The following is a 20,126-nucleotide window of genomic DNA, read 5'->3' as shown; positions in this document are numbered from 1 at the left end:
TCAAGGGAGAAGAAACTGACATGATGAACACTTTATTGCGAGTGCCGGTAGTTGCGCTAGCTATTGCTGCGGCGCCAGTGCCGGCTGCGGCGCAGGACATGGACCATTCCGGACATGGGACACATCATTCCGACAAGACAGGTTCGGCCAGCGAAGATGTGTCGGGCGCTGAAGATATTCTCGAGGCTTATCGCGCCGCATTGGTGTCGCGCGATGCCGCAGGCATGTCGGCCCTGTTCGCGGAAGCCTCCGCGATCTTCGAGAACGGCAAGTCCGAGGGGAGTTTCGCCAATTACATGGAGCACCATCTCGGACCCGAGCTCGATGCGATCACGAGCTTTACTTTCACCGACCCGACGCTGACGATGACCCGTAAGGGCCATATGGCCTATGGCTACGAAACCTACGGCTACCGGATCGAGCTCGAGGACGGGCGCGTGATCGAGCGTGACGGGGTCGCGACCTCGGTCCTTTCGCACGATGAATCGGGCTGGAAGATCGTGCAGTACCACTCCTCCTCGCACGCGCCGCGGCGGCCCTGACCCGCTACGGAGCGGCGAGACAGTTGGCTTCGCGGTCCCTCAAACTGCGCTTGCATGTCTTTAGCAGCAAGCTCCACAAGTGGTTGGCGCTCCTGATCGGGGCGCAAGTTCTGATGTGGATGGGCACCGGTGCCTTGATGTCCTTTCTCGATCTGGAGGAGGTACGCTCGGAGCATATCGTGTCCCGCGCTGCGCAAATATTGCCTGCCCGGGCCGAGTTACCCGAATGGCTGGAAAGGCAAGATGATGTGGTTTCGGTTGCCACACGTGCTCTCGACGGCAAGGTGGTTACCGAAGTGCGGCGAGCGGATGGCGGTGTCACGCTGCATGATCCGCATAGCGGACGCTTGTTGTCCCCCATTTCGGCCGCGACAGCGCGCGCGATCGCTCGCCGCGCCTGGATAGGCCCGGAGACTTCGGTCGCCGGCGCGCGGCTTGTCGAACGCGACGTCGGGACCGAATTCAGGGGCCCCTTCCCGGCCTGGCAGATCACCTATGACGAACGCGACGCGACGCGCGTCTATATCGACGCCTCGAGCGGAACGGTCCTGTCAGCGCGAAGCGATACCTGGCGGCTCTTCGATTTCATCTGGGGCGTTCACATCATGGACTGGACCCAGCGCGACCGCATCAACAGCTGGTGGCTTCTCCTGTTTGGTATCGCAGGTACGTTCATTGCCCTTTCGGGATTTGTTCTGCTGGCCAACAGGTTACCAAGGATCGGATGGCTTAGGGGGAAACGAAAGTCCGGTTCCTGACTCGCCGACACGGGTCGGATCATCCTGTTCAAGACGCCTCTCTCCTACGCGAGGTTCGCCCGGCCGGCACCATTGATGGATCTCTCGTGGCGATCGGATGCAGCATACCCCCCCAGGGAATAAGGGTGATTTATTCCCCAAAAGGTATATTGCCATTTTATACCCTTGGCGGTATAGTGGAGTGTGGAGGTATGCTATGCGCCAGATCGTCAGGCTTCCCAGTCAACTCGGAGCCGTGATCCAGACCCATCGCCTCGGCAAGGGCCTGACCCAAACCGAGCTCGCCAGACTCGCCGGGACGCAGCAGAAAACCATCTCGGCCATAGAGAACGGAAGCGAAGGAACAAAGCTGGACACGCTCATCAGTGTCATCGCAGTCCTCGGCCTCGATCTTCAGATCGTGCCGCGTCAGCAGGACGGCGCCTCGATTGAGGACGTCTTCTAAATGGCGCGCAAAAAGACCCATGCGCCCCTCGATGTACTTATCAACGGCAGGCAGGTCGGCCGCCTCGAAAAGGCGGCGAGCGGTGCAATCAGTTTCCGGTATTCCGAAGAGTGGCTGGCCTGGGAGCACCGCTTCGCAGCGTCGCTCTCGCTGCCTCTGACCCCGGCGGCCTATCGTGGCGCTCCGGTCATCGCCGTGTTCGACAATCTTCTCCCGGACAGGGATGCAGTACGCCGCCGCGTAGCCGAGCGCATGGGCGCTCAGGGCACCGACTTCTACAGCCTACTCGAAGCCATCGGACGCGACTGCGTCGGTGCCATGCAGTTCCTGCCCGAAGGCGCAGATCAGGCGCAGAGTACCGACATCGAAAGCGAACCGGTCAGCGACACCGAAGTCGAGGCCCTTCTCGCCGATCTCGCACGGGCTCCACTTGGCGTCGATCGGAAACAGGAATTCAGGATCTCGGTTGCCGGCGCGCAGGAGAAGACGGCCCTGCTTCGAATCGATGGGAAATGGCACCGACCGGCCGGTGTGACCCCGACAACTCACATCCTGAAGCCGCAACTTGGACAGATACCCAGCGCCGACGGGATGATCGACATGTCGAACAGCGTCGACAACGAGCACTATTGCATGACGCTGATGAAGGCGTTCGGCCTGTCGGTCGCAGCGACAGAGATTGCGACCGTCGGCCAGCGCCGAGTTCTCGTCGTCGAACGGTTCGACAGGCACTGGCGCAACGCCAAGCAAATCCTGCGTCTGCCGCAAGAGGACTGCTGCCAAGCACTCGGCTATCCGCCCACGCACAAATATCAGAGCGATGGCGGCCCGAACATGAAGGATATCTTCGGCCTGTTGCGCGGTGCTGACGATCCGCAAGCCGACGCAGCCGCCTTTTTCAAGAGCCAGATCCTCTTCTGGCTCATTGGTGCAACGGACGGGCACGCCAAGAATTTCAGTATCTTCCTGAAGCCCGGCGGACGCTACAGCCTGACCCCCTTCTACGATGTGCTCTCGGCCCAACCGGCCGTCGACTCCGACCAGATTGCGCAGAACAGGTTCCGGCTCGCGATGTCCGCAGGCACCAACCGTCACTACCGGCTGAACGAGGTGACCGGTCGGCATTTTGTCCAGTCGGGCAAGTCAGCGGGGCTTGGCAAAGGCCTCATGCGTGCAGCCATCAACGAACTGATGGACCGCGCACGTGATGCGCCGACGGTAGCGCGCGAAGCGATGCCGGTGGACTTCGCCGAACCTGTTCATGACTGCATAGCTGCGGCCCTGGCGACGCGTTTGCCCAGGCTTTCGAGCGCGCTTGAGGAGTTTTAGCTTTAGCATCCGCCAACGAAGTCATCGCCCGCCCTTTGCTGCAGCCCATCGCCACCTGATTTTTTCACGAAGAGCATCCCTTATGCGCGCCCGTCCCTCGCTCCTTTCGCTTTCGGCTGAACGTCACTCGATGACTTTATGGTCGTCAGCCATACGCCCGCGGTTGCAATTGCTGTGCCCATGATGATCAGGGGTGTAAGCCTTTCACCGAAGAAGGCAGCGCCGATCGTTAAACCGAAAACGGGCACCAGGAAGCTGAATACATTAGCCTTCGAGAGTTCGATTTTGCCGAGCGTATATTGCCACAGCCAGAATGCGAGGGCTGTACCTGGGATCGCCAACCCAAGCAGGCTCGCGATGAAAACCGGCGACCAGTCGATTTGGCCCTGATCTTCGGTAAGCAAAGCCAGAAACGCGAGCGGGACAGCGCCGATGAGGAGTTGAAGGCCCATGGCGATCGCTGCGTCGGCGCGCCCCGAGAGCTTCTTGATGGCGATGTTGCCCACGGCAACGCCGAAGGCCGCAAGCAGCACATATGCAAAGCCGGTTGAGAGCGCCAGCGGACCTTGGAGAATTCGCGGGCCAGCAATGATGAGGATTCCCGCAAAGCCGAGCCATAACCCGATCCAGCCCTTGGAAGACAGGCGCTCACGGAGAAAAAGAAAGGCAAGGCCTGCCGCGATGAGGGGTTGGCTGTTGGCGATGACGGTTGCAAGGCCGGGCGAAACGAACTCCGCAGCATGGAACATCCCGTAGTAACCCAGCCCCGTCATGCCGAGACCGGCAAGAATGATCCATCCCCAGATGCTTCCATCGCGCGGAAAGGGCTTTCTTAGAATGATACCGACCGCCAGTAACGTGGTGCCTGCAAGAACCGCGCGCAGCACGGCGAAGGTGAGATGGGGCGCGCTATCGAGACCGACCGTTATGAGCGGATAGCAGGACGCCCAAAGAAGCATCACAAAGATTGCGGAAAGACGCGCTGGCATAGTAGGTTAAGCGATAGCCTTCCATCCCGGTGCCCACAATGGTGGGATGCGCAGGTCCAGCGACGGGATACTCCTGCGCCTTGGCTACCACCTGATTGCTCGCCCCTTCGGACTAGCGATGCTTCTGTTACTTCGCGCTTTTTTGCCATCCTATGCAGCTACCGCTGCGTACGGTGTGCTGGGTCAAGCCCATTCTCAAGTGCGCGTTAGTGACCAGGAAATTTGCCTGAAAGAATCCCGCCGAAAATTGTTGAATTTCAAGTGGGATAGGCGGCGGCGCGCGACAGCCGAGCGCCGCATCTTATAGAGAGCTTTTGTTCCGGATTGGCCCTGGATTTTGCTCATTGTTCCGGAATGGGGACCAAATAGCATTCACGAGCATGCAATCAACTCGGTCCGTGGTTGAGCAATTTCTCCGCGACCTCACCCACACGCGACGAACGAAATTCCCGCGCCTTTCGCGCCGCGAAATCTTGCGATAAGGGTCTGCAGAGGGGACCCGCGCGATGGCACTGAAGATTGTTGAGTTTTTTGGATTTCCACCACTCTCGCCACTTGCGTCAGGATACATTTCCGGAAAGCAATGCCCCTACACGGTTAGCCCCTGCATTAAGCCAAACCACGGCGCCTGCTCCGTTCGGCAGACGACAAGTGAACCAATAATCTGCTGTCCAAATCGTCTGTATGCGGAGAACTATCGCGTGCTTCGTGAAGTAGCCGCCGAAGTCTTCGGCCAGCAGATCGAACTCATTACCGCCGCTGAAGGAAGGGCAAGAAAAGGATCGGAGTCGCTGACCGGTTCTGAGGTCATTGCCTTTGGAAAAGGATGGGGAGGCGAACTCCCCCTTCCTCGCCCTAAACGAGCCGATGGGGCGAAGAGTGGCGCATATTACGTTGACTGGATATTGGCCCGCATCGATGCCGATGGCGAGCTCCAAGAATTTACCGCCGTGGAGGTTCAAACGATAGACACGACGGGCAATTATAGGGATCAATCAGACGCCTATTTTGCTGGAGAGACCTTCGATGGCTGGAGTAAGTCTGGCATGAATTGGGAGAATGTGAACAAGCGCATTCTTCCTCAGCTGATCTACAAGGGACATGTCCTGCGTCGAGAGGCGCGGTGCTCCAAAGGCCTGTTTTTCGTCTGCCCGGGGCAGGTCTATCAAAAGATCAGAGACAGATTGGGCAATAACCTGCACGAGTATCCAGTAGGTCCAGGTACCCTTTCTTTCAGGTCCTACCAACTTGGCGATGTAGATCCCTCAACGATGCAACGACCATTGGAGTTCAACGCCCAATTCACGACAACCGTGGATCAAGTCGCTACGGCATTTACGTCGCCAATGAATCTCCCCGACCAGAATGTCTATGCGTCTGCAATCAAGCTCGCTTTGGGGAGTTAAAGCGCACAAACTTGACGTGCGAACGGCGTCCGATTGATCGACTTCAGACTTGGAATCCCATCTCCCGGAGGAAACGCGAGGGGGCCTTCTGCCAACCAAATACCTTGTCGGAGTAGGTCAGAGTTAGGCTATCTTCGGTCCTAGTGATCGCCACGAAACAGTTTCGCCGCTCTTCCTGCATTTCGGGGCTTTCGGCCCCTTTCTTGACTGCTGCCCAGCTCGGAAGCTGGTCCTCGACCATGGCGATCAAATAGACATGCCCGAACTCCATTCCTTTCGAGGCATGAATCGTAAAACATGGCACTGCTTCCTTGGGCTGAGGCGGCGTTTTTGATCGGAGGTCAAGCTCCTGAAGGAGCATATGAAGCGTCACACTTTCCTTTCCAAACTGGGCCTCAATATCAGCGACCAGGGCCTCCCAAACTTTCTTCTCATCTTCGAACTCGGAGAAGTCGTTTGAGGAAGCGAGGAATGGTTGATCGGGCAAACCTGCGAACCATTCGAAGGTGGATGCGCAGAATGATCGAAAATCGAGCCGCTCGACCAATTGTGGCAATGCGGACACGAGATACTTCCGCGTGTGATCACTAAGCTCGTTGCGCTCAAGGGCCAAGTTAAGAAACGAACGAAGAGCGCTACCCTCGAATGCCTCGGCTGCAGAAGTCACACCAGCCGGGTCAATCTGCAGTCCTTCCAGTGCAAAAAAGGCTCTGGTCAGTCTACGAGTTTGCTCTCGATCATTTGAACTATTGGCCAGTCGCAGCGCAGCGTGGAGCCAGCGCAGCGGGGCGCTTACAAATTCATCTTTTCGGTTTGCCAAATAAGCGGTCACACCATTGTTGCCTAGGTGCTCGACCGCTCGCTCGAGCGTCTTTCGTGTCCGCGCAAGGACTACGCATCGTTCTCTCTCTGAAGCCGATTTCGCCGAAATGTCTTGAGCAACCCACGCGACCTCACTTTCAAAGTCTGGAAAATGATAAAGATTGAGTCCCTGATCTTCAGTCGCGGGCTTTTCGGCAAGAAGCTGATCCTTGTTTGCCGTTCGCGTGGAGTTGTTGGCGATAAGTTTGTTGGCGATATCGATGACCGCTGGTGGGCATCGATAATTCGTGGGGAGCTGAAGCACGGTCATCTCGAAATCGCGCTTCAAACCTTCAAGGCGCGCTGGGCTAGCCCCATTCCATTGGTAGATTATCTGGTCGTCATCCGCGACCACGAAGAGGTTTCTCGAGTCAGAAGCCACCAAACAAATGAGCAAGCTGTATTGCGCGAAATTGGTGTCTTGGAATTCGTCGACGCAAACGTAGCGATAGATGCGGCGGATTTGCTTCGCTACGGCTGCATGCGTCCTTAGCACTCGCACTGCTTCTGAAATCATCGAGGGGAAGTCGAGGCTGTTGGCCGCAATCAGCCTGTCCTTGTAAGCTCGATAAACAGCGCTCACCGACGCTCGTCGTTCCTCCGGCAGCGTCGCGACGATCTTCTCAACTCGCTCGTCACCAACATCGTTCTCAAGTAACCTGTTGATCAAAGGCAGTAGTCGTTCACCGCTGAATTCCGAGACCTCAAAAGATCGACCGGCATCTGCGATGGCTTCGTCTAACAATCCTATTCGCTCGCCGTCTTGAGTCAGGATCGTAAAGTCCGGTTTCAGGCCGAGCAGGTGGCCGTGTTGACGCAAAAGATCGCCTGCGAACGAATGGAAAGTGGTCAACAGGACGCGATTGCCAGAGCCAGGTGCCAGCTTTTCGATACGCGCGCGCATTTCGGCTGCTGCTTTATTCGTGAAGGTCAATCCTAGAACGCGATAATGATCATCCGGCGATTGTTGGATCATGCGCCCGATGCGTCTCGTTAGAACTGTCGTCTTACCTGAGCCGGGACCGGCGAGAACCAAGAGTGGTCCGTCCTGCCAAGAAACTGCTGCGGCTTGCCGCTCATTCAATGAACTGAGAAATTCGCTCATAGACCTTCCCTCCCTTTGGCCACGGCGAAATTGGCTAGGTCCACCAGGAATGGAGGTATCGACGCTGCGCCTTGTTGATCGAGGCGATCCACGACCTGAGTAGCGCGGACCGGCTTCCCCTTAGTGGGTTGATGTTTGTTTACCAGGTGCTGCCAATACTCTTGCGTACCCTGCGCATGTGGATTTGGATTGGCCGCAACCTTCTGAGGAGAAGCGCTGGCCTCAAAGATGTCGCCAAATCCATTCATGCAAAGATAGGTTTCCATATCCCAGGCTGGCAGTGTCCTGATGTGATCCTGCGCAGGCTTGCCACCAAGCAGCCCGACTGCGGTGTTTGCGTAGCCCTGACCCGCTGGATCTCCGTCTGAGACGCAAATCCAGTGAATTCCAAGGGCGTCAGCCAAACGAATATACGGTTCAATACCGAGCTCGGTAAACTTGAAGCAACCTACGCCGGCGGCGAAGAGATCAATACCTGCAACACGTGCTGCCTCCTGGATAATGACCTCATCGGTTTCACCCTCCACCAACAGCCACACCCGTGCAAAAAGTATGGAGCCACGGAGACGTCGAATCTGATGGTCCAAGCGACTCAATGTGGGCTCATCGATCATGCCGTCCTCAATCTTGAAGACGTCGATCTCATTTCCGACCCGTCGCAGACGCCGCAAGCTTTTCAATGGAACGGAAGCAAGCAAGTCTCCGGAATGGGTAGTGATGATTTTTTGCCCTCCCAACCGGGAGATCAGCTGACCGACCGCACGCACCGCCGATGGGTGCAGATGCGCTTCCGGCTCCTCTAGGGTCAAGATGGGGACAGCGTCCTCGCCATACTCACCAACCAGGCGAGCATCGAGAAATGCATCGAAAAGACAAATTACAGCCAAGCTCTGAGTTCCCTCACCGTGCTGCGCGAGGGGAAGGCGCGCACCTGATACCCCTGAGAGCAAAACTTGAGTTCTCGCGAGTATGTCAAATACTCGGCTGGGTAACGCATCGATGCTGACAGGATCGTCAGCTCCGCCAAGAGGCACCAACTGAGCAGATTGCCCAAGCCGTGCCTTTACGGCATCAAAGCCAGTATGTGCATCGAGAACCCTCTGATTGAGTTGTGCAATTTCAGCTTCAATCTCTTCCCTTATATCGGGATCAATCTTTAGCGATTTGACGAAGGGTCCCCAAAAAGCCCCGTTTGATCGAAACTCGCGAGCCGCATCTCTGAGCGCCGCAAGATAAAAAGCAGGGACAATCTGCTGAATGCGCCGCAGGGCGGAGGCATTAGCTGGCAGGGGATCGCCGTTCGGGTTTAGGAAATCAAATGCTGAGACGAACGAACCGATTGCCTCGTCGTACCGGCCACTAAGGCGCAATGTAACAATTTGGAGACCGTCGCCTCCGATACCCACCACTGGTCCAAGTTGCTGAACCATCGCGTCAGACCAATCATCAGGTTCAGTTTCCTTGAAAGTCAGCTCGATCTTAATCGGCGCCGCGTCTGTCGGTTGGCCATCTTGGTCCAAATGAAAATCATATTCCGAGAAAGCAGCTGACCGGCGCCCCACGGCCCTGCCTAGGACCATTTGTATAGCTGCCAGAACTGTCGACTTGCCGGTGTTATTCGAACCAAAAACGACCGTCGTCTGATCGAAATCGATTTCGAGCGCCGTGATGCCGCGAAAATTATCAATTTTAAGCTTTGAAATAATCATTGGATCTTACTGCAAAAGTCAGAAGCCAGAGACCTTAGGCCCCTGGCTCCTTTTGGCAATCTTATGAGATCGAACTGAGGCGGGTGGCTAAGCCGCGACCCGAAGCCGACGCTTGGCAGCCTGCCCCAAGATACTTTTCTTAATTTCTTCGCCCAACGCGCGCCCAAGAAGTGGGGGCACTGCATTCCCAACTTGGACGAACTGCTCAGTTCTACTTCCTTCGAACTCGAACCAGTCAGGGAACGACTGAAATCGGGCGGCCTCGCGCACGGTCAAAGAACGATCATCGTCTGGGTGGATATATGCTCCCCAGTGGATGTCACACTTTGTGAGGATTGTCGAAGACAACCCATGCCATTCCAGCCGTCCGTATCGCTTGGTGTGATCGCAGCGCCGTGCCTTCTTCATGCCTGCTGGTAGCAACTCTATTGGAATGTCTCGCCAGCTCCCTCCCGGCGGAATATGACGCATCCGCTGCTCATTGACCTTCGCCAAGCGCGGGGCGGCATGATTGAGAACGCCAGGCGTCCCACGCCGCATTTCAGTTTGGTAGCTTGACCTTGGTTCAGAGGCATAATGAGAATTGAGCCATGCCTCACCGTTCTTCAATCTTGGCAGATCGGAGATCGCATCGAAAACGGTTGTTAGCGGTTCCAACTCAGGGCCGTGCGTCACAGACGGGAAGTTGATAGGCTTTCCCATGCGATTGCCGATGAAGACGATGCGGCGTCTCTCCTGCGGCACACCATATTCCTCGGCTTTGAGAACTTTGAATGCAATGTCATAGCCAAGTGACTTGAAGCCCTCGGTGATTGCTCGCACTGCTGCACCCTGTCCGGTCGAGAGCAGCCCCATGACGTTTTCCATGATTACCCATTCGGGGGCCAACCCATCAACAAGGCGCAGGTATTCCTTGAACAGGAAGCTCCTCTCGTCGTGCATTCCTCGTTGATGGTTGTAGACACTGTAAGCCTGACACGGTGGGCCTCCGGCGAGCACGCTCAACTGACCGGGCTTCAATCGAGCCGCGCGCAAGAAGTCTTCCACGGTTAGGTTCTGAATCGGTCCTTTGAGGAAGCGTGCTTCCTTGTGCGTTCGAGCATAAGTCGCCCCGGCTGCTTCATCGAAATCGTTGCCAGCAAGCACATGGAAACCAGCTTGGCGGAGTCCTTCGGAAAGGCCCCCCGCACCACAAAACAAGTCGATCGCCGTGAGTTCAGAGGTCATTTCGCGCCTCCCGTCGTTCGGGCCAACGGAAGCTCACTTTGTGGGCCAGCGTGTTCTTCGAGATATTGAACGATCGCTTGCCGAGCCACCCAAGAGCAAGAGACTTGGAGTCGGTCAGCATATTGACGAAGCTCAGCATCCTCCTTGGGAGTCAGATTGACCGAAATTCTTTGAATCTTGTCAGCCATCGTAGCCCCTTTGTTCTCTTTACGTTCCAGCCCAGTACCGTCTTCGTGATAGCTTGGCAAGGTGGAGCGGAATACAGCATAGTGCTGCACTTTGCTGCGCTATCCACATATTCTAGCGCGCTAACACCTGTGCGTGTCCATAAGGGCGCCCACCGCATCCCCGATCTGCTGTGCCGCTTCGAGCAAATGCCTGTCGTCCAAGTGCGCATACCGGGCCGTGGTCTGAACATTGGCGTGCCCGAGGAGACGTCCGATCATCGGCAATGTCTCTTTGTTCATCGCCGCGTGACTCGCGAAGGTGTGGCGCAGGTCGTGGATGCGAACGCCGGGTAATCCTGCTTCGTCTCTGAGCCTGCGCCAGAATCCGTTCACACAGCGAAGTGGCTTGCGGTAGCTGTAATTCCAGAACGGGTATGGAACCCTCTCGAAGCGTGGCAGCCCGGCGATCACTTCGCGGGCTGCCGATCCGAGCCAGACCGTTCGTGGGCCGGTCTTGCTGTCGCGCAGGTGCAGGCGATTGCCCTTGATATCGCTCCATTCGAGCGTGAGGATTTCGCTCTTCCGACAGCCGGTCAGCAGCAGGAGCGTGATAGCCGCGCCCACACACTGCTTAGTGCGGTCGTCCGATGATCGCAGCTTCGCCAGCTCGGCACCCAGACGGGCTAGTTCTTCGTTCGAAAGGAAGCGCTCGCACTGGCGCTTGCGATTGGGTCGAACAGAACGGCATGGATTGGTATTTTCGAGCCGGTAGCCCCATTCCTCTGCCTTGTTCAGCATGTGCTTGAGGATTTCGAAAGTCCGGTTCGATGCTCCCGGCCCGGTCCGATTGTTGAGGTCCGCAAACCAGCTGGTGACGTAACCCTCGTTCAGTTCGTCAATGTAGACGCCAGCGAAGGCGTCATCAATATAGCGGCGTCGGTAGCCGGTGTGCGTATCCAGGGTCGATGCTTTCCAGCGTGGTGCCCAGCGACCCCAATACTCGGTCACGAAGTCGGCGAAGCTAGGAGCGGAGCGGATGCGCTGGCGTTCGGTCGCCGGATCGCGACCGACCTGCGCGTATGCGATGACGCGGCGTGCAACCATCTGCGCCTGGTAGCGGGTAAGGACCGATGCAGGCCCGATTGTCACCGTGCGCATACGACCTGCCATGCGGGTCTGCACAATGTAGACGTTTCGACCGCTCGGATAATGCCGGATGCCAAAGCCGTGCTCGACACCAAGCCAGGTCGTGGTCCGCGCCTTGCCTTTAGGAACGAGCTTGAAGTTTACGGTTGCCCCGACCTCGGCAAGCGCCTCCTCGACAATCTTCTTTAGACTGGCGGCGGTCATGGCCTGATGCCAATCGCTTGCGCCAGCGAGCCGGAAACCCGCTCGGCGGCTTCGCCGATCACGTCATCGGACAGGTGAGCATATTTTGCGGTCGTCTCGACCAGCTTGTGGCCAAGCAGCTTGCCAATGGTCGATAGCGGCACGTTGTCCATGATCGCGGTCGAGGCGAAGCTGTGGCGCAGATCATGGATGCGAACGTCGGGCAAAGCGCAGCGCCGCCGGAAGTTGTACCACCAGGTATCGAAGTTCAGCGGACATTTTCCGGTCCGGTTCGGAAAAACGAGAGCGCTGTCATCGCGCCGCTCGATCCCGGCAAGGACATCCTGGGCCTGCGTGTTGAGCCAAATCACCTTGGGGCCGGTCTTGCTATCTGGCAGCACAAGTCGTGGGGGTTTCACCCACTCCCAGCGCAGATTCTTGATCTCACCAACGCGTGCGCCGGTAAACAATAGTAGGCGAGCGATTGCGACCTCTGCCGGTCGGTCTGCCTCGGCCTCACGCAAAGCTGCCCCGATCCGGCGATATTCGGCTGGTGTCAAATAGCGCTCGACGCTTTGCCGCTTGTATCGTGGCATCCCTCGGCAGGGGTTCGAACCTGGCCGACGCATCTTGAGCGCTTCGGCATACTTGAACAGCGCGGAGAGCACGGGGACGGCGCGGTTGAACTTCACCTCGCTCTCTCCCGCGCATCCATCGCGCCAGCGGTGGATGTCTGGTGGGAGGATGTCCGCCACGCGCGTGTCGCCAAACGTAGGCTTGATGGTGAGCCGCCAAGCGTCCCAGTTCCGCTTGGTGGTCGAGGGCTTCCAGACGCGCGAAAGATCATCCCAATAGGCCTCAACGAAATCGGTCATCGTCGGGGTGGCCTTGACCACTGCGCGTTTGGGCAAACCATCAAGCGCGGCTTCCGCAAGAATGCGGCGGGCCTGCGCCCTTGCCAGCCCCGCCTCAAGCTCGTCGGTCCGGCCAAGGGTGATGCGGCGATGCTTCCCGCGATGGCGTAAGCGAACGAACCAAAAGTAGTTGCCGCTCGGCCTTACGCGCAATCCAAAGCCCGCAAGCTCAGTGTCCCAGATGCAGTATTCGCGTTCGCGCAGCGGCAGTTCTCGGCGGGCAAAATTGCCATCGAGAAGCGCTCTGCGCGCAGACATTCGACGCTTGGGGACCATATGGCATTCGCCCTCATGCAAACTGCCCCCAGAACCCTTGGAAATACTGTCATTTGCGGGGACCGCACGGCATTCAACAGCGCCCTCTCTGCCGAGCACTTTGAGCGTTTCGCGCACTGATTTTATTGCACTTTTTCCCAAAACACAGCAGTGCTACTGCGTACGGTGTGCCGTTTTTCCCCTGGGCCTTGTAAACCTCGCGGTGCACAAACGTCCGTACTTGCGAGCGAGACCATGGTCGAGCTGAAATCATACTTACAGCGCACGGCAAGCTTGGTACTTGGCCCGTGTGTAATATGGGTGCACGAAGAAATATTCGGGCGTCCAATCAGCGAGGTTAGATTGTATGTGTTTTTCCGCCACAGCGAGTTTCGCCGCCGGCACCGTGCTGTTGGCAACCGGTGCCTTCACAATGCGAATGGCGCGCAACAGCGGCGAGAGACCCTACGCGCTGATTCCGATTCTGTTTGGCGTCCAGCAATTGATCGAGGGCGCACTTTGGCTGACATTTCCTGACAAGGCGCCGGTGCTGAAGACAGTTCTGACCTATCTCTATTCGATCTTTTCGCATGTTCTGTGGCCGATCTATGTCCCGGTGGCGGTTTATATGCTCGAGAGGGTAGCCTGGCGCCGAAAGGCCCTCATGGCGACGGCGATTGGCGGAACCCTGGTTGGGCTCTACTTGCTCTATTTCCTTATCCGCTTGCCAATCGTCGCGACAGCCGGCGACGGTCATATCGACTACGAATCCCCCCACTTCTACGTTGGCATCGTTATGACACTGTATGTCTTGGGCACCTGTGTCAGCCCGCTGCTATCCAGCCATCGCTGGGTCAACTGGTTTGGGGTCGGAGCAATCGTCTCCTTTCTTGCGGCAGGCGCGTTCTATCTCACTTGGTTCATATCGGTCTGGTGCTTCTTTGCCGCGGCGATGAGCGTGATCGTCCTGATGTTCTTTCTGCGTAGAGACACCGCCGTCTCACCCTCCCCCCCAATGGGCGAGCCGGTGCGCTAGTTTTTAAGAAGGGTGAGCTGGCTGCTATGGTTTCACCGAAGGGGATTGATGCTCAGGGTTTTCAGCCTGGTCCGCGCTCGTCTCGGCACCAGCGCAGGCAGACTGGAGAAAAAGGGGCTACGGACGGTGGGCATTCTCTAAAGGTGTAAGTGCATTGCCTGGCATGCGGGGCACTTTGCATAGTTCCGAAGTTCCCCGATGTCGTCGGTGCATTTCTTGCTCGCATTCGAGGCGGCCCGGCTCACCCCCAAGTTCATCAGCCGATCGAGAGCTTTAGATCGTCGCTGATCACGTATTGCGGAACGACCAAGTTCTTCGGTGCCGGCCCTTTCCGCACGCGTCCGGAGTTGTCGTATATTGACCCGTGGCAGGGACAAAACCATCCCCCATATCTTCCGCGATTTTCACCCACTCCCTGTCCCAACGGAATGCAGCCAAGATGCGTGCAGACGCCCACCACCACAAGCCACTCTGGTCGCTGCACGCGCGCAGCGTCCGTCTCTGGATCGATCAGCCCTGAAGAGGCATCGTCGGCTCTGGCTCGCGCGATCTCTTCAGCTGTGCGCCGCACGATGAATACCGGCTGCTCGCGCCAGCTCACAGTGATACGTTGACCTGGCTCAATCGGTTGCAAATCGACTTCGATCGTAGCTTGTGCAACCACGTCGGCCGATGGGTTCATGCTGTCGATAAGCGGCCAGACGGCTGCTGCGGCACCGGTTCCCGCGAACGCAACGGGCGCGATATGGATAAAATCGCGCCGGCGCACGCCTTCCGTCCCGCCGTCCTTGTCAGCACCGTTGCTCGCCGCAGTCCCGTTTCGACATCTATCCCGCTGGAAGATCGCCGAACCCAGATACCGCTCAAGGCCCAGTCAGGTAAGGACCTGCAGACCGGGCAGCGCGATGCCAGCTACCCATTCGAGAAATGCGCCGCCTCCAGTCGACACGTGGGTGAGGTCCGCAGTCAGACCGCTGTTGTTGAGGGCCGCAACTGTGTCACCGCCACCGGCAAGCGAGGTCAGCGATCCCTTTCGTGTCAGCTCGGCGGCCGCCTGGGCGATCGCAAAAGTCGATGTCTCGAAAGGAGGCGTCTCGAATGCACCGAGCGGGCCATTCCAGATGAGCAGCTGCGAGGATCGCAGCACGTCCAGAGTTTTCGCGACAGTGAGAGGCCCCAGATCAAGGATCATCTCATCGGCGGCGACATCTTCGACCAGGGCCGTGCGCAGCGAAAGGGGATGCGGCGTCAGTTCCCTGCCTACCATGACGTCCTGGGGCAGATGGATCTGGCACTTTCCCTGACTGGCACTCTTCAGAATTCGTAGCGCTGCATCCTCGAGGTTCCGCTCGGCGAGCGATCTGCCGATTGGCTTGTTCAGCGCGGCAAGAAAGGTGTTCGCCATCGCTCCGCCGATGATGAGGTTATCCACCTTCGTGCTGAGCTGCTCGAGGACGTTGAGCTTGCTCGAGATCTTGGCGCCGCCGATAATCGCGGTGGAAGGGCGCCGCCCGAGCCCGGTCGCCGATTGCAACGCCCCGATCTCGTCTTCCAGGGCGCGGCCCATATAGCTCGGCAGCAGTCTTGCCACTCCCACCGTGGATGCATGCGCCCGGTGTGAGGCCGAGAACGCATCGTTGACATAAAAATCCGCAAGGTCGGCCATCGCGCTTGCAAGCTCGGGATCGTTGCTTTCTTCGCCTGCGTAGAAGCGGGTGTTTTCCAGTAAGGCAACATCGCCCGCCTCTAGCTCGGAAACCGCGCGCTGCGCTCCCGGGCCAGTCCAGTCTTCGAGAAAATGAACCTCGTCTCCGAGCAGGGAGCTGTAGGTTTTGGCAACCGGCGCGAGCGAGAATGCCGCGTTCGGTTTTCCTTTGGGACGACCAAGATGCGAGAGCAAAAGGATTACCGCGCCGCGCCTTCTGAGCGCCATCACCGTTGGCAAGCTCGCTCGCAAGCGCGTATCATCACCGACCGCGCCGTCGTTTCCGATTGGTACATTGAAGTCGACCCGGACCAGCGCAATTTGGCCAGCGATTTCGCCCAGATCATCGAGGGTTTGCGGAACCGACATGCGACTATTGCTCCTTGCTGCAGGAATGGGGCGAAGTCGCGGCTCAACCGCGCGCGCTTCCCTCCATTAGGGACGGAATGGCGCGCGAAGGCTTACATAGCAGCAATGAGATAGCGAAAGGCGCCGCCGAAAAGTGTAAGTCGCGCGGGCTTCCGGCGTCCTTTTGGATCAGGTCCAGCAGGGGCGAACGCAAGGCATCTGCCAAGAGTGGCCTGATATGCGTCACGCCAGCGGAGCGCCGGGCGGCTTGCCGAAGCTCGCAAGGTTACAGGAAGGGAATGAGACAAATGAAAACAGTGCTGCTGCACGTCAATCGCGACGCCGGACAGGACAGCCGCCTGGCTGCGGCGATCGATCTCGTGCGAGATCACAAGGGCCTCCTCATCTGTCTGCAAGCCACAAGCTGGAATTCCTATGTTTTTATCGGTGATCCGTATGGTGCAAGCTATATTTCGCCCGAAGCGTTGCAATCGGTTCGCGATGCGGAAAATGAAGATCGCCAATTGATCGAGAGCCGCCTGGCGCAAGAAGGCGTTGAGTGGGAATGGCGCCGCGTCGAGGGTTCCGCAGGACAGGCGCTGGCTGCGCACGCGACGCTGGCCGATCTGGTGGTCATTAGTCAGCCTGAGCAGAAAGATGCCGTCCTGCCGCGAGCCGCGCCGCTCGTCGCCGATCTTGTCGTTCATATCCAGTCTCCTTCGCTCGTCGTACCGCTCGGCGGAAAGCGGTTCGCGCCCAGGGGGAATGCGATCATTGCGTGGAATGGATCCGCCGAAGCCGGGCATGCCGTTCGCTTGAGCCGATCACTCTTGCGCGATGCTGCTGAGGTCCACATCGTAACCGTCAGCGAGGACAAAGAAGGTTCGTCGCCGGACGAACTTGCGCAATATCTTGCACGACACGGCATCGAAGCGCAGACCCGGCGGCAACCCGCCGAAGATGCATCGATCTCTGAAGCGTTGGTGGCTGCGGCGAACGATGTTGGGGCGGCTTACATCGTGCTCGGCGCCTATGGGCACTCGCGTATCCGGGAAACCATACTCGGTGGGGTCACCCGGGAGATGATCCTGCACAGCCCGATCCCGATGATTCTCGCGCACTAGAGCAGAATAGGCATAAGGGATCTAGGCTTGTGTTGGACTGGCGGCGTCTTATCGATCGGCCAAACGCTTGACTGTCGAAGCCCGGTAGATGCGCTCGACGGCGCGCCCGAGCACATCGTTGAATTCCTGATCTTGCATGTGCGCCCGCAAATCCTGCAACAGAGCCCGGCTGAAGCTCGCGATCATCCCGCGGTTTCTTTCGAGCGCGGCGCAAGCGGCATCCTGGGAGAGCCCACCCGAAAGGGCGAGCACCCGCGCGCAGCTGGGATGGGCAACGAGGGGCGCGTAAAGCCCGTCCGAAACCGGCAGCGAGAGTTTCAGTACCACACGGCGGCCATAGGCTTGCCCATCGAGCGCATTACTGAGTTCGGCAAGAAGGATACTCTCGCACTCTTGGCGCGTTGCACTTGCGATATTCACTTCCGGTTCGATAATCGGCACAAGTCGCTGGTCGAGGACATGGTTGGCCAGCTCGAATTGCTGGCGCACGACGTCGCCGATCCCCTGGTGCGATGCGACGTTGATCACCGAACGCATCTTGGTGCCAAAAACGGCCCTTGAGCGCGCCCGGGACAGCAGGCTTTCGAGATCCGGCATGGGTTTCATGAGCTGGACGCCGCCTGTGTCTTTCTCCAACCCTTGGTCGATCTTGACGAAGGACACGATCCCCCGCCGCCAGAGAAACTCTGGCACCGGTACGGTGTCAATCTGCGCATCCATAGTGCGCTCGAAAAGGATGACGCCAAGCACCCTTCGCCCATCGATGCATGGGGCTTTCATGATCCGCACGCGCAATCCATGGATAAGCGCGAACATCTCGTCCTCGCCGGAATACCGGTCCGCGTCGATGCCGAAGGCCTGAAGGGCAGCAGGTGTCGAGCCGCCGGACTGGTCGAGGGCCGCTACAAAACCGGCACCACCCACAAGCTGCGCCATCATTTCCGCATATTTCATGGGGTCTCCCCGGCTCCAGTCTTTGCAAACGCGACCGATCGACGCGGCCGCGAATAATATCGTCAATGCGTAGAGAATGGACGCCTTTGGCAGCGCTTGATTACAAACGCCGCTACCGGCGAGCAGACCTTGGGCGGCAATACCCCTCGGTCAGTGAAGCAACTTCGCCGCGCGGGTTCTCCTTCTCAGGCCAGCCCCGCACAGTAATCCACCCGCATTTCGAGCGTCCAATCATGGTGAGGACACAAGAGGTCAGAGCGGGCTATGATAATCCGGGGAATTCAGATCATGTGGACAGCAACCCGGCTCCTGCTGGATGTGCTGAGCGCAATGATGCTGAATCGGATGGGGTTCGGTCGGCGCATGACCACGCTTCCGCAAAGGACCACGCGGCGTCTCGAAAATCTCGGCCCGACCTTCACCAAGCTCGGTCAGGCGCTGAGCGAGCGCCGCGATATCCTCGATGCGAACTGGGCCGCGAGCCTCTCGAACCTGCAAAGCAAGGCCGCTCCTTTCCCTGCCGATGCAGCGGTAAGGATCATCGAGCAGTCATTGGCCGCGAACACAGCAACGGCCTTTGCCAGTTTTGAACGCGACCCTCTGGCCGCGGGCTCGGTAGCCCAGGTCCACGCCGCAAAGCTGCATGACGGACGCGAAGTGGTCGTCAAGGTCCTCCGGCCCGGAGTGGGCGAGCAAATTGCAAGAGATATGCGCATTCTGCTCATATTGGTGCACCTGTTTCAGCATGTCATACCTGCGCTGAGACGTCACCGCGCGGCGGCACTGGCGAAGGAGCTTTCGCACAATCTGAAAAGGGAAACCGATTTCCGGCAGGAAGCGCGCAACATCCGCCTGTTCGCCCGCGCTTTCGCTGATTCTGAGACGGTTTACATTCCCGATGTCGTCGACGAGATGTCGGACGCCTCCGTCATTACGCAGGAGCGCAGCATGGGCACCCCGCTGGATGAGCGCGAGGCCATCGAGCGCGGCAATACGCTCACCGAGACTTTCATCGATTTCTATCTGCAACAGTTTTTCGTTCTTGGTGCCTTTCATGCCGACCCGCATCCGGGCAATTTGCTGATCATGTCGGACGGGCGTCTGTGCGTGCACGATTTCGGAGCTGTCGGCAGGCTCGACATTGGCACCCGCGAGGCTCTGCTCGGTTTTGTGGCAGCGTTCATTTACCTCGATTCCGAATGGCTCACCGATGCGGCGATCGACCTCGGTCTCCTTTCGGTCACTGCCGACCGCGCGGCACTTACCCGGGGCGTGGACGGTATCCTGGCGGAGTTGCGGGGCGCTGCCATGTCGGAATGGTCTCTTGCCAAGACCATGATCGATATCGGACGGTTGTCGGGGCACAGGACACTCAGCTTGCCGCCGCATCTGGCCGCCTTGGTCCGCACTGTGTTCACGGCAGAAAGTACATTGCGGAAGCTCGACCCCGAGGCGGATCTGCTGCTTGTGTTGCAGGCGACCGGAAACCGCTTGCTCGCGGAGCGACGCAGCGCGGCTATCGGCAATCTCCATACCCCCCGGCTCGAATGGGAAATCGCCCGATTGGTCCGGCGGGCGCCCGCAATCGGCGCCGGGTGGCTACAAAGGGTTTCCGCCGGGACGGCAGGGCATCCGAGCGGATCTCTCGCCCCTGGAAACAGGCTTGACCATGCTGTCAGGCAGGTCGCCTTGTCGATCGCCGCGCTCGGCAGCTACCTCGCCTCGGCAGCGCTGATGGTGGCCAATCGGGGTCCGCGCGTGCTTGGCGATATTCCCCTCCCGGCAGCCATCATCCTCGCAGCGGCCCTCCTGCTGACCATTCAAATCCTCATCCAATCGCGCCGTCAAAGCGAGCAACAACCATGAGGCAAATGCACAGCCAGGCAGCACACGCCACGGCTAGTGGCATTCCCCAAACGTCCC

Annotated in this window: 18 protein-coding genes; 8 read left to right on the top strand and 10 right to left on the bottom strand. The window is 58.4% G+C overall.

From position 1 onward, the window contains the following. Nucleotides 1-20: 20 nt before the first annotated feature. The 4 genes from ABJ205_RS02115 to ABJ205_RS02100 all read left to right on the top strand — a co-directional run bounded on the left by ABJ205_RS02115 (nucleotide 21) and on the right by ABJ205_RS02100 (nucleotide 3,074). A complete protein-coding gene (locus tag ABJ205_RS02115; protein ID WP_348407738.1) occupies nucleotides 21-542 on the top strand; it encodes a nuclear transport factor 2 family protein in 522 nt (173 codons plus the stop codon). A 23-nt stretch (nucleotides 543-565) separates the two neighbouring features. Then, nucleotides 566-1,300: a PepSY domain-containing protein gene (locus ABJ205_RS02110; RefSeq protein WP_348035520.1), complete on the top strand. Its 735-nt coding sequence runs from the start codon at nucleotides 566-568 to the stop codon at nucleotides 1,298-1,300. 196 nt (nucleotides 1,301-1,496) lie between these two features. Continuing rightward, on the top strand, nucleotides 1,497-1,745 hold the full coding sequence (locus ABJ205_RS02105; RefSeq protein WP_046904105.1) for a helix-turn-helix transcriptional regulator: 249 nt from the start codon (nucleotides 1,497-1,499) through the stop codon (nucleotides 1,743-1,745). Next, nucleotides 1,746-3,074 (top strand): type II toxin-antitoxin system HipA family toxin, encoded by a 1,329-nt coding sequence (locus ABJ205_RS02100; protein ID WP_348035518.1) that lies wholly within the window; start codon nucleotides 1,746-1,748, stop codon nucleotides 3,072-3,074. A gap of 80 nt (nucleotides 3,075-3,154) precedes the next feature. Here the strand turns inward: ABJ205_RS02100 and ABJ205_RS02095 are convergent, their stop codons facing one another. After that, nucleotides 3,155-4,063: a DMT family transporter gene (locus ABJ205_RS02095; RefSeq protein ID WP_047822741.1), complete on the bottom strand. Its 909-nt coding sequence runs from the start codon at nucleotides 4,061-4,063 to the stop codon at nucleotides 3,155-3,157. Between the two features lie 506 nt (nucleotides 4,064-4,569). Here ABJ205_RS02095 and ABJ205_RS02090 point away from each other — a divergent pair. Then, entirely contained in the window at nucleotides 4,570-5,469 is a 900-nt protein-coding gene (locus ABJ205_RS02090) for a NotI family restriction endonuclease (protein WP_348035516.1), read from the top strand. A gap of 43 nt (nucleotides 5,470-5,512) precedes the next feature. Here ABJ205_RS02090 and ABJ205_RS02085 read toward each other — a convergent pair whose 3' ends face one another. The 6 genes from ABJ205_RS02085 to ABJ205_RS02060 form a co-directional block, all read right to left on the bottom strand. Then, a complete protein-coding gene (locus ABJ205_RS02085; RefSeq protein WP_047822734.1) occupies nucleotides 5,513-7,435 on the bottom strand; it encodes an ATP-dependent helicase in 1,923 nt (640 codons plus the stop codon). Next, entirely contained in the window at nucleotides 7,432-9,144 is a 1,713-nt protein-coding gene (locus tag ABJ205_RS02080; protein WP_253520431.1) for a DUF2813 domain-containing protein, read from the bottom strand. The genes ABJ205_RS02085 and ABJ205_RS02080 overlap by 4 nt, the downstream gene beginning before the upstream one ends. Before the next feature lie 87 nt (nucleotides 9,145-9,231). Next, complete coding sequence (locus ABJ205_RS02075; protein ID WP_253520433.1) at nucleotides 9,232-10,371, bottom strand: DNA cytosine methyltransferase; 1,140 nt, start codon at nucleotides 10,369-10,371, stop codon at nucleotides 9,232-9,234. Then, nucleotides 10,368-10,559, bottom strand: coding sequence for a ribbon-helix-helix protein, CopG family (locus tag ABJ205_RS02070; protein ID WP_146029798.1), 192 nt, complete (start codon nucleotides 10,557-10,559; stop codon nucleotides 10,368-10,370). Before ABJ205_RS02070 ends, ABJ205_RS02075 begins: the two co-directional genes overlap by 4 nt. A gap of 120 nt (nucleotides 10,560-10,679) precedes the next feature. Further along, a complete protein-coding gene (locus ABJ205_RS02065; protein ID WP_103022891.1) occupies nucleotides 10,680-11,888 on the bottom strand; it encodes a tyrosine-type recombinase/integrase in 1,209 nt (402 codons plus the stop codon). Then, nucleotides 11,885-13,174, bottom strand: coding sequence for a tyrosine-type recombinase/integrase (locus ABJ205_RS02060; protein WP_348509978.1), 1,290 nt, complete (start codon nucleotides 13,172-13,174; stop codon nucleotides 11,885-11,887). The genes ABJ205_RS02065 and ABJ205_RS02060 overlap by 4 nt, the downstream gene beginning before the upstream one ends. A 229-nt stretch (nucleotides 13,175-13,403) precedes the next feature. Here ABJ205_RS02060 and ABJ205_RS02055 point away from each other — a divergent pair, with 229 nt between their 5' ends. Beyond that, nucleotides 13,404-14,072, top strand: a complete 669-nt coding sequence (locus tag ABJ205_RS02055) for a DUF6629 family protein (protein ID WP_088712504.1) — start codon at nucleotides 13,404-13,406, stop codon at nucleotides 14,070-14,072. A gap of 256 nt (nucleotides 14,073-14,328) precedes the next feature. Here ABJ205_RS02055 and petA read toward each other — a convergent pair whose 3' ends face one another. After that, complete coding sequence (petA, locus tag ABJ205_RS02050; protein WP_199797721.1) at nucleotides 14,329-14,841, bottom strand: ubiquinol-cytochrome c reductase iron-sulfur subunit; 513 nt, start codon at nucleotides 14,839-14,841, stop codon at nucleotides 14,329-14,331. 105 nt (nucleotides 14,842-14,946) lie between these two features. Next, on the bottom strand, nucleotides 14,947-16,146 hold the full coding sequence (locus ABJ205_RS02045; RefSeq protein ID WP_047822117.1) for a phosphoglycerate kinase: 1,200 nt from the start codon (nucleotides 16,144-16,146) through the stop codon (nucleotides 14,947-14,949). A gap of 287 nt (nucleotides 16,147-16,433) precedes the next feature. On the opposite strand from ABJ205_RS02045, the gene ABJ205_RS02040 reads away from it, so the two are divergent. Continuing rightward, nucleotides 16,434-17,249 carry a universal stress protein gene (locus ABJ205_RS02040; protein WP_158246583.1) on the top strand — a complete coding sequence of 272 codons (816 nt, stop codon included), beginning with the start codon at nucleotides 16,434-16,436 and terminating at the stop codon, nucleotides 17,247-17,249. Nucleotides 17,250-17,297: 48 nt separating this feature from the next. Here ABJ205_RS02040 and ABJ205_RS02035 read toward each other — a convergent pair whose 3' ends face one another. After that, entirely contained in the window at nucleotides 17,298-18,203 is a 906-nt protein-coding gene (locus tag ABJ205_RS02035; protein WP_047822114.1) for a fructose bisphosphate aldolase, read from the bottom strand. Nucleotides 18,204-18,491: 288 nt separating this feature from the next. On the opposite strand from ABJ205_RS02035, the gene ABJ205_RS02030 reads away from it, so the two are divergent. After that, nucleotides 18,492-20,069, top strand: a complete 1,578-nt coding sequence (locus ABJ205_RS02030; protein ID WP_053059196.1) for an AarF/UbiB family protein — start codon at nucleotides 18,492-18,494, stop codon at nucleotides 20,067-20,069. Nucleotides 20,070-20,126: the final 57 nt, after the last annotated feature.

Source organism: Erythrobacter sp., assembly GCF_039988855.1.
Taxonomy (GTDB): Bacteria; Pseudomonadota; Alphaproteobacteria; order Sphingomonadales; family Sphingomonadaceae; genus Erythrobacter.
This window is presented reverse-complemented; position numbering and strand designations above follow the sequence as displayed.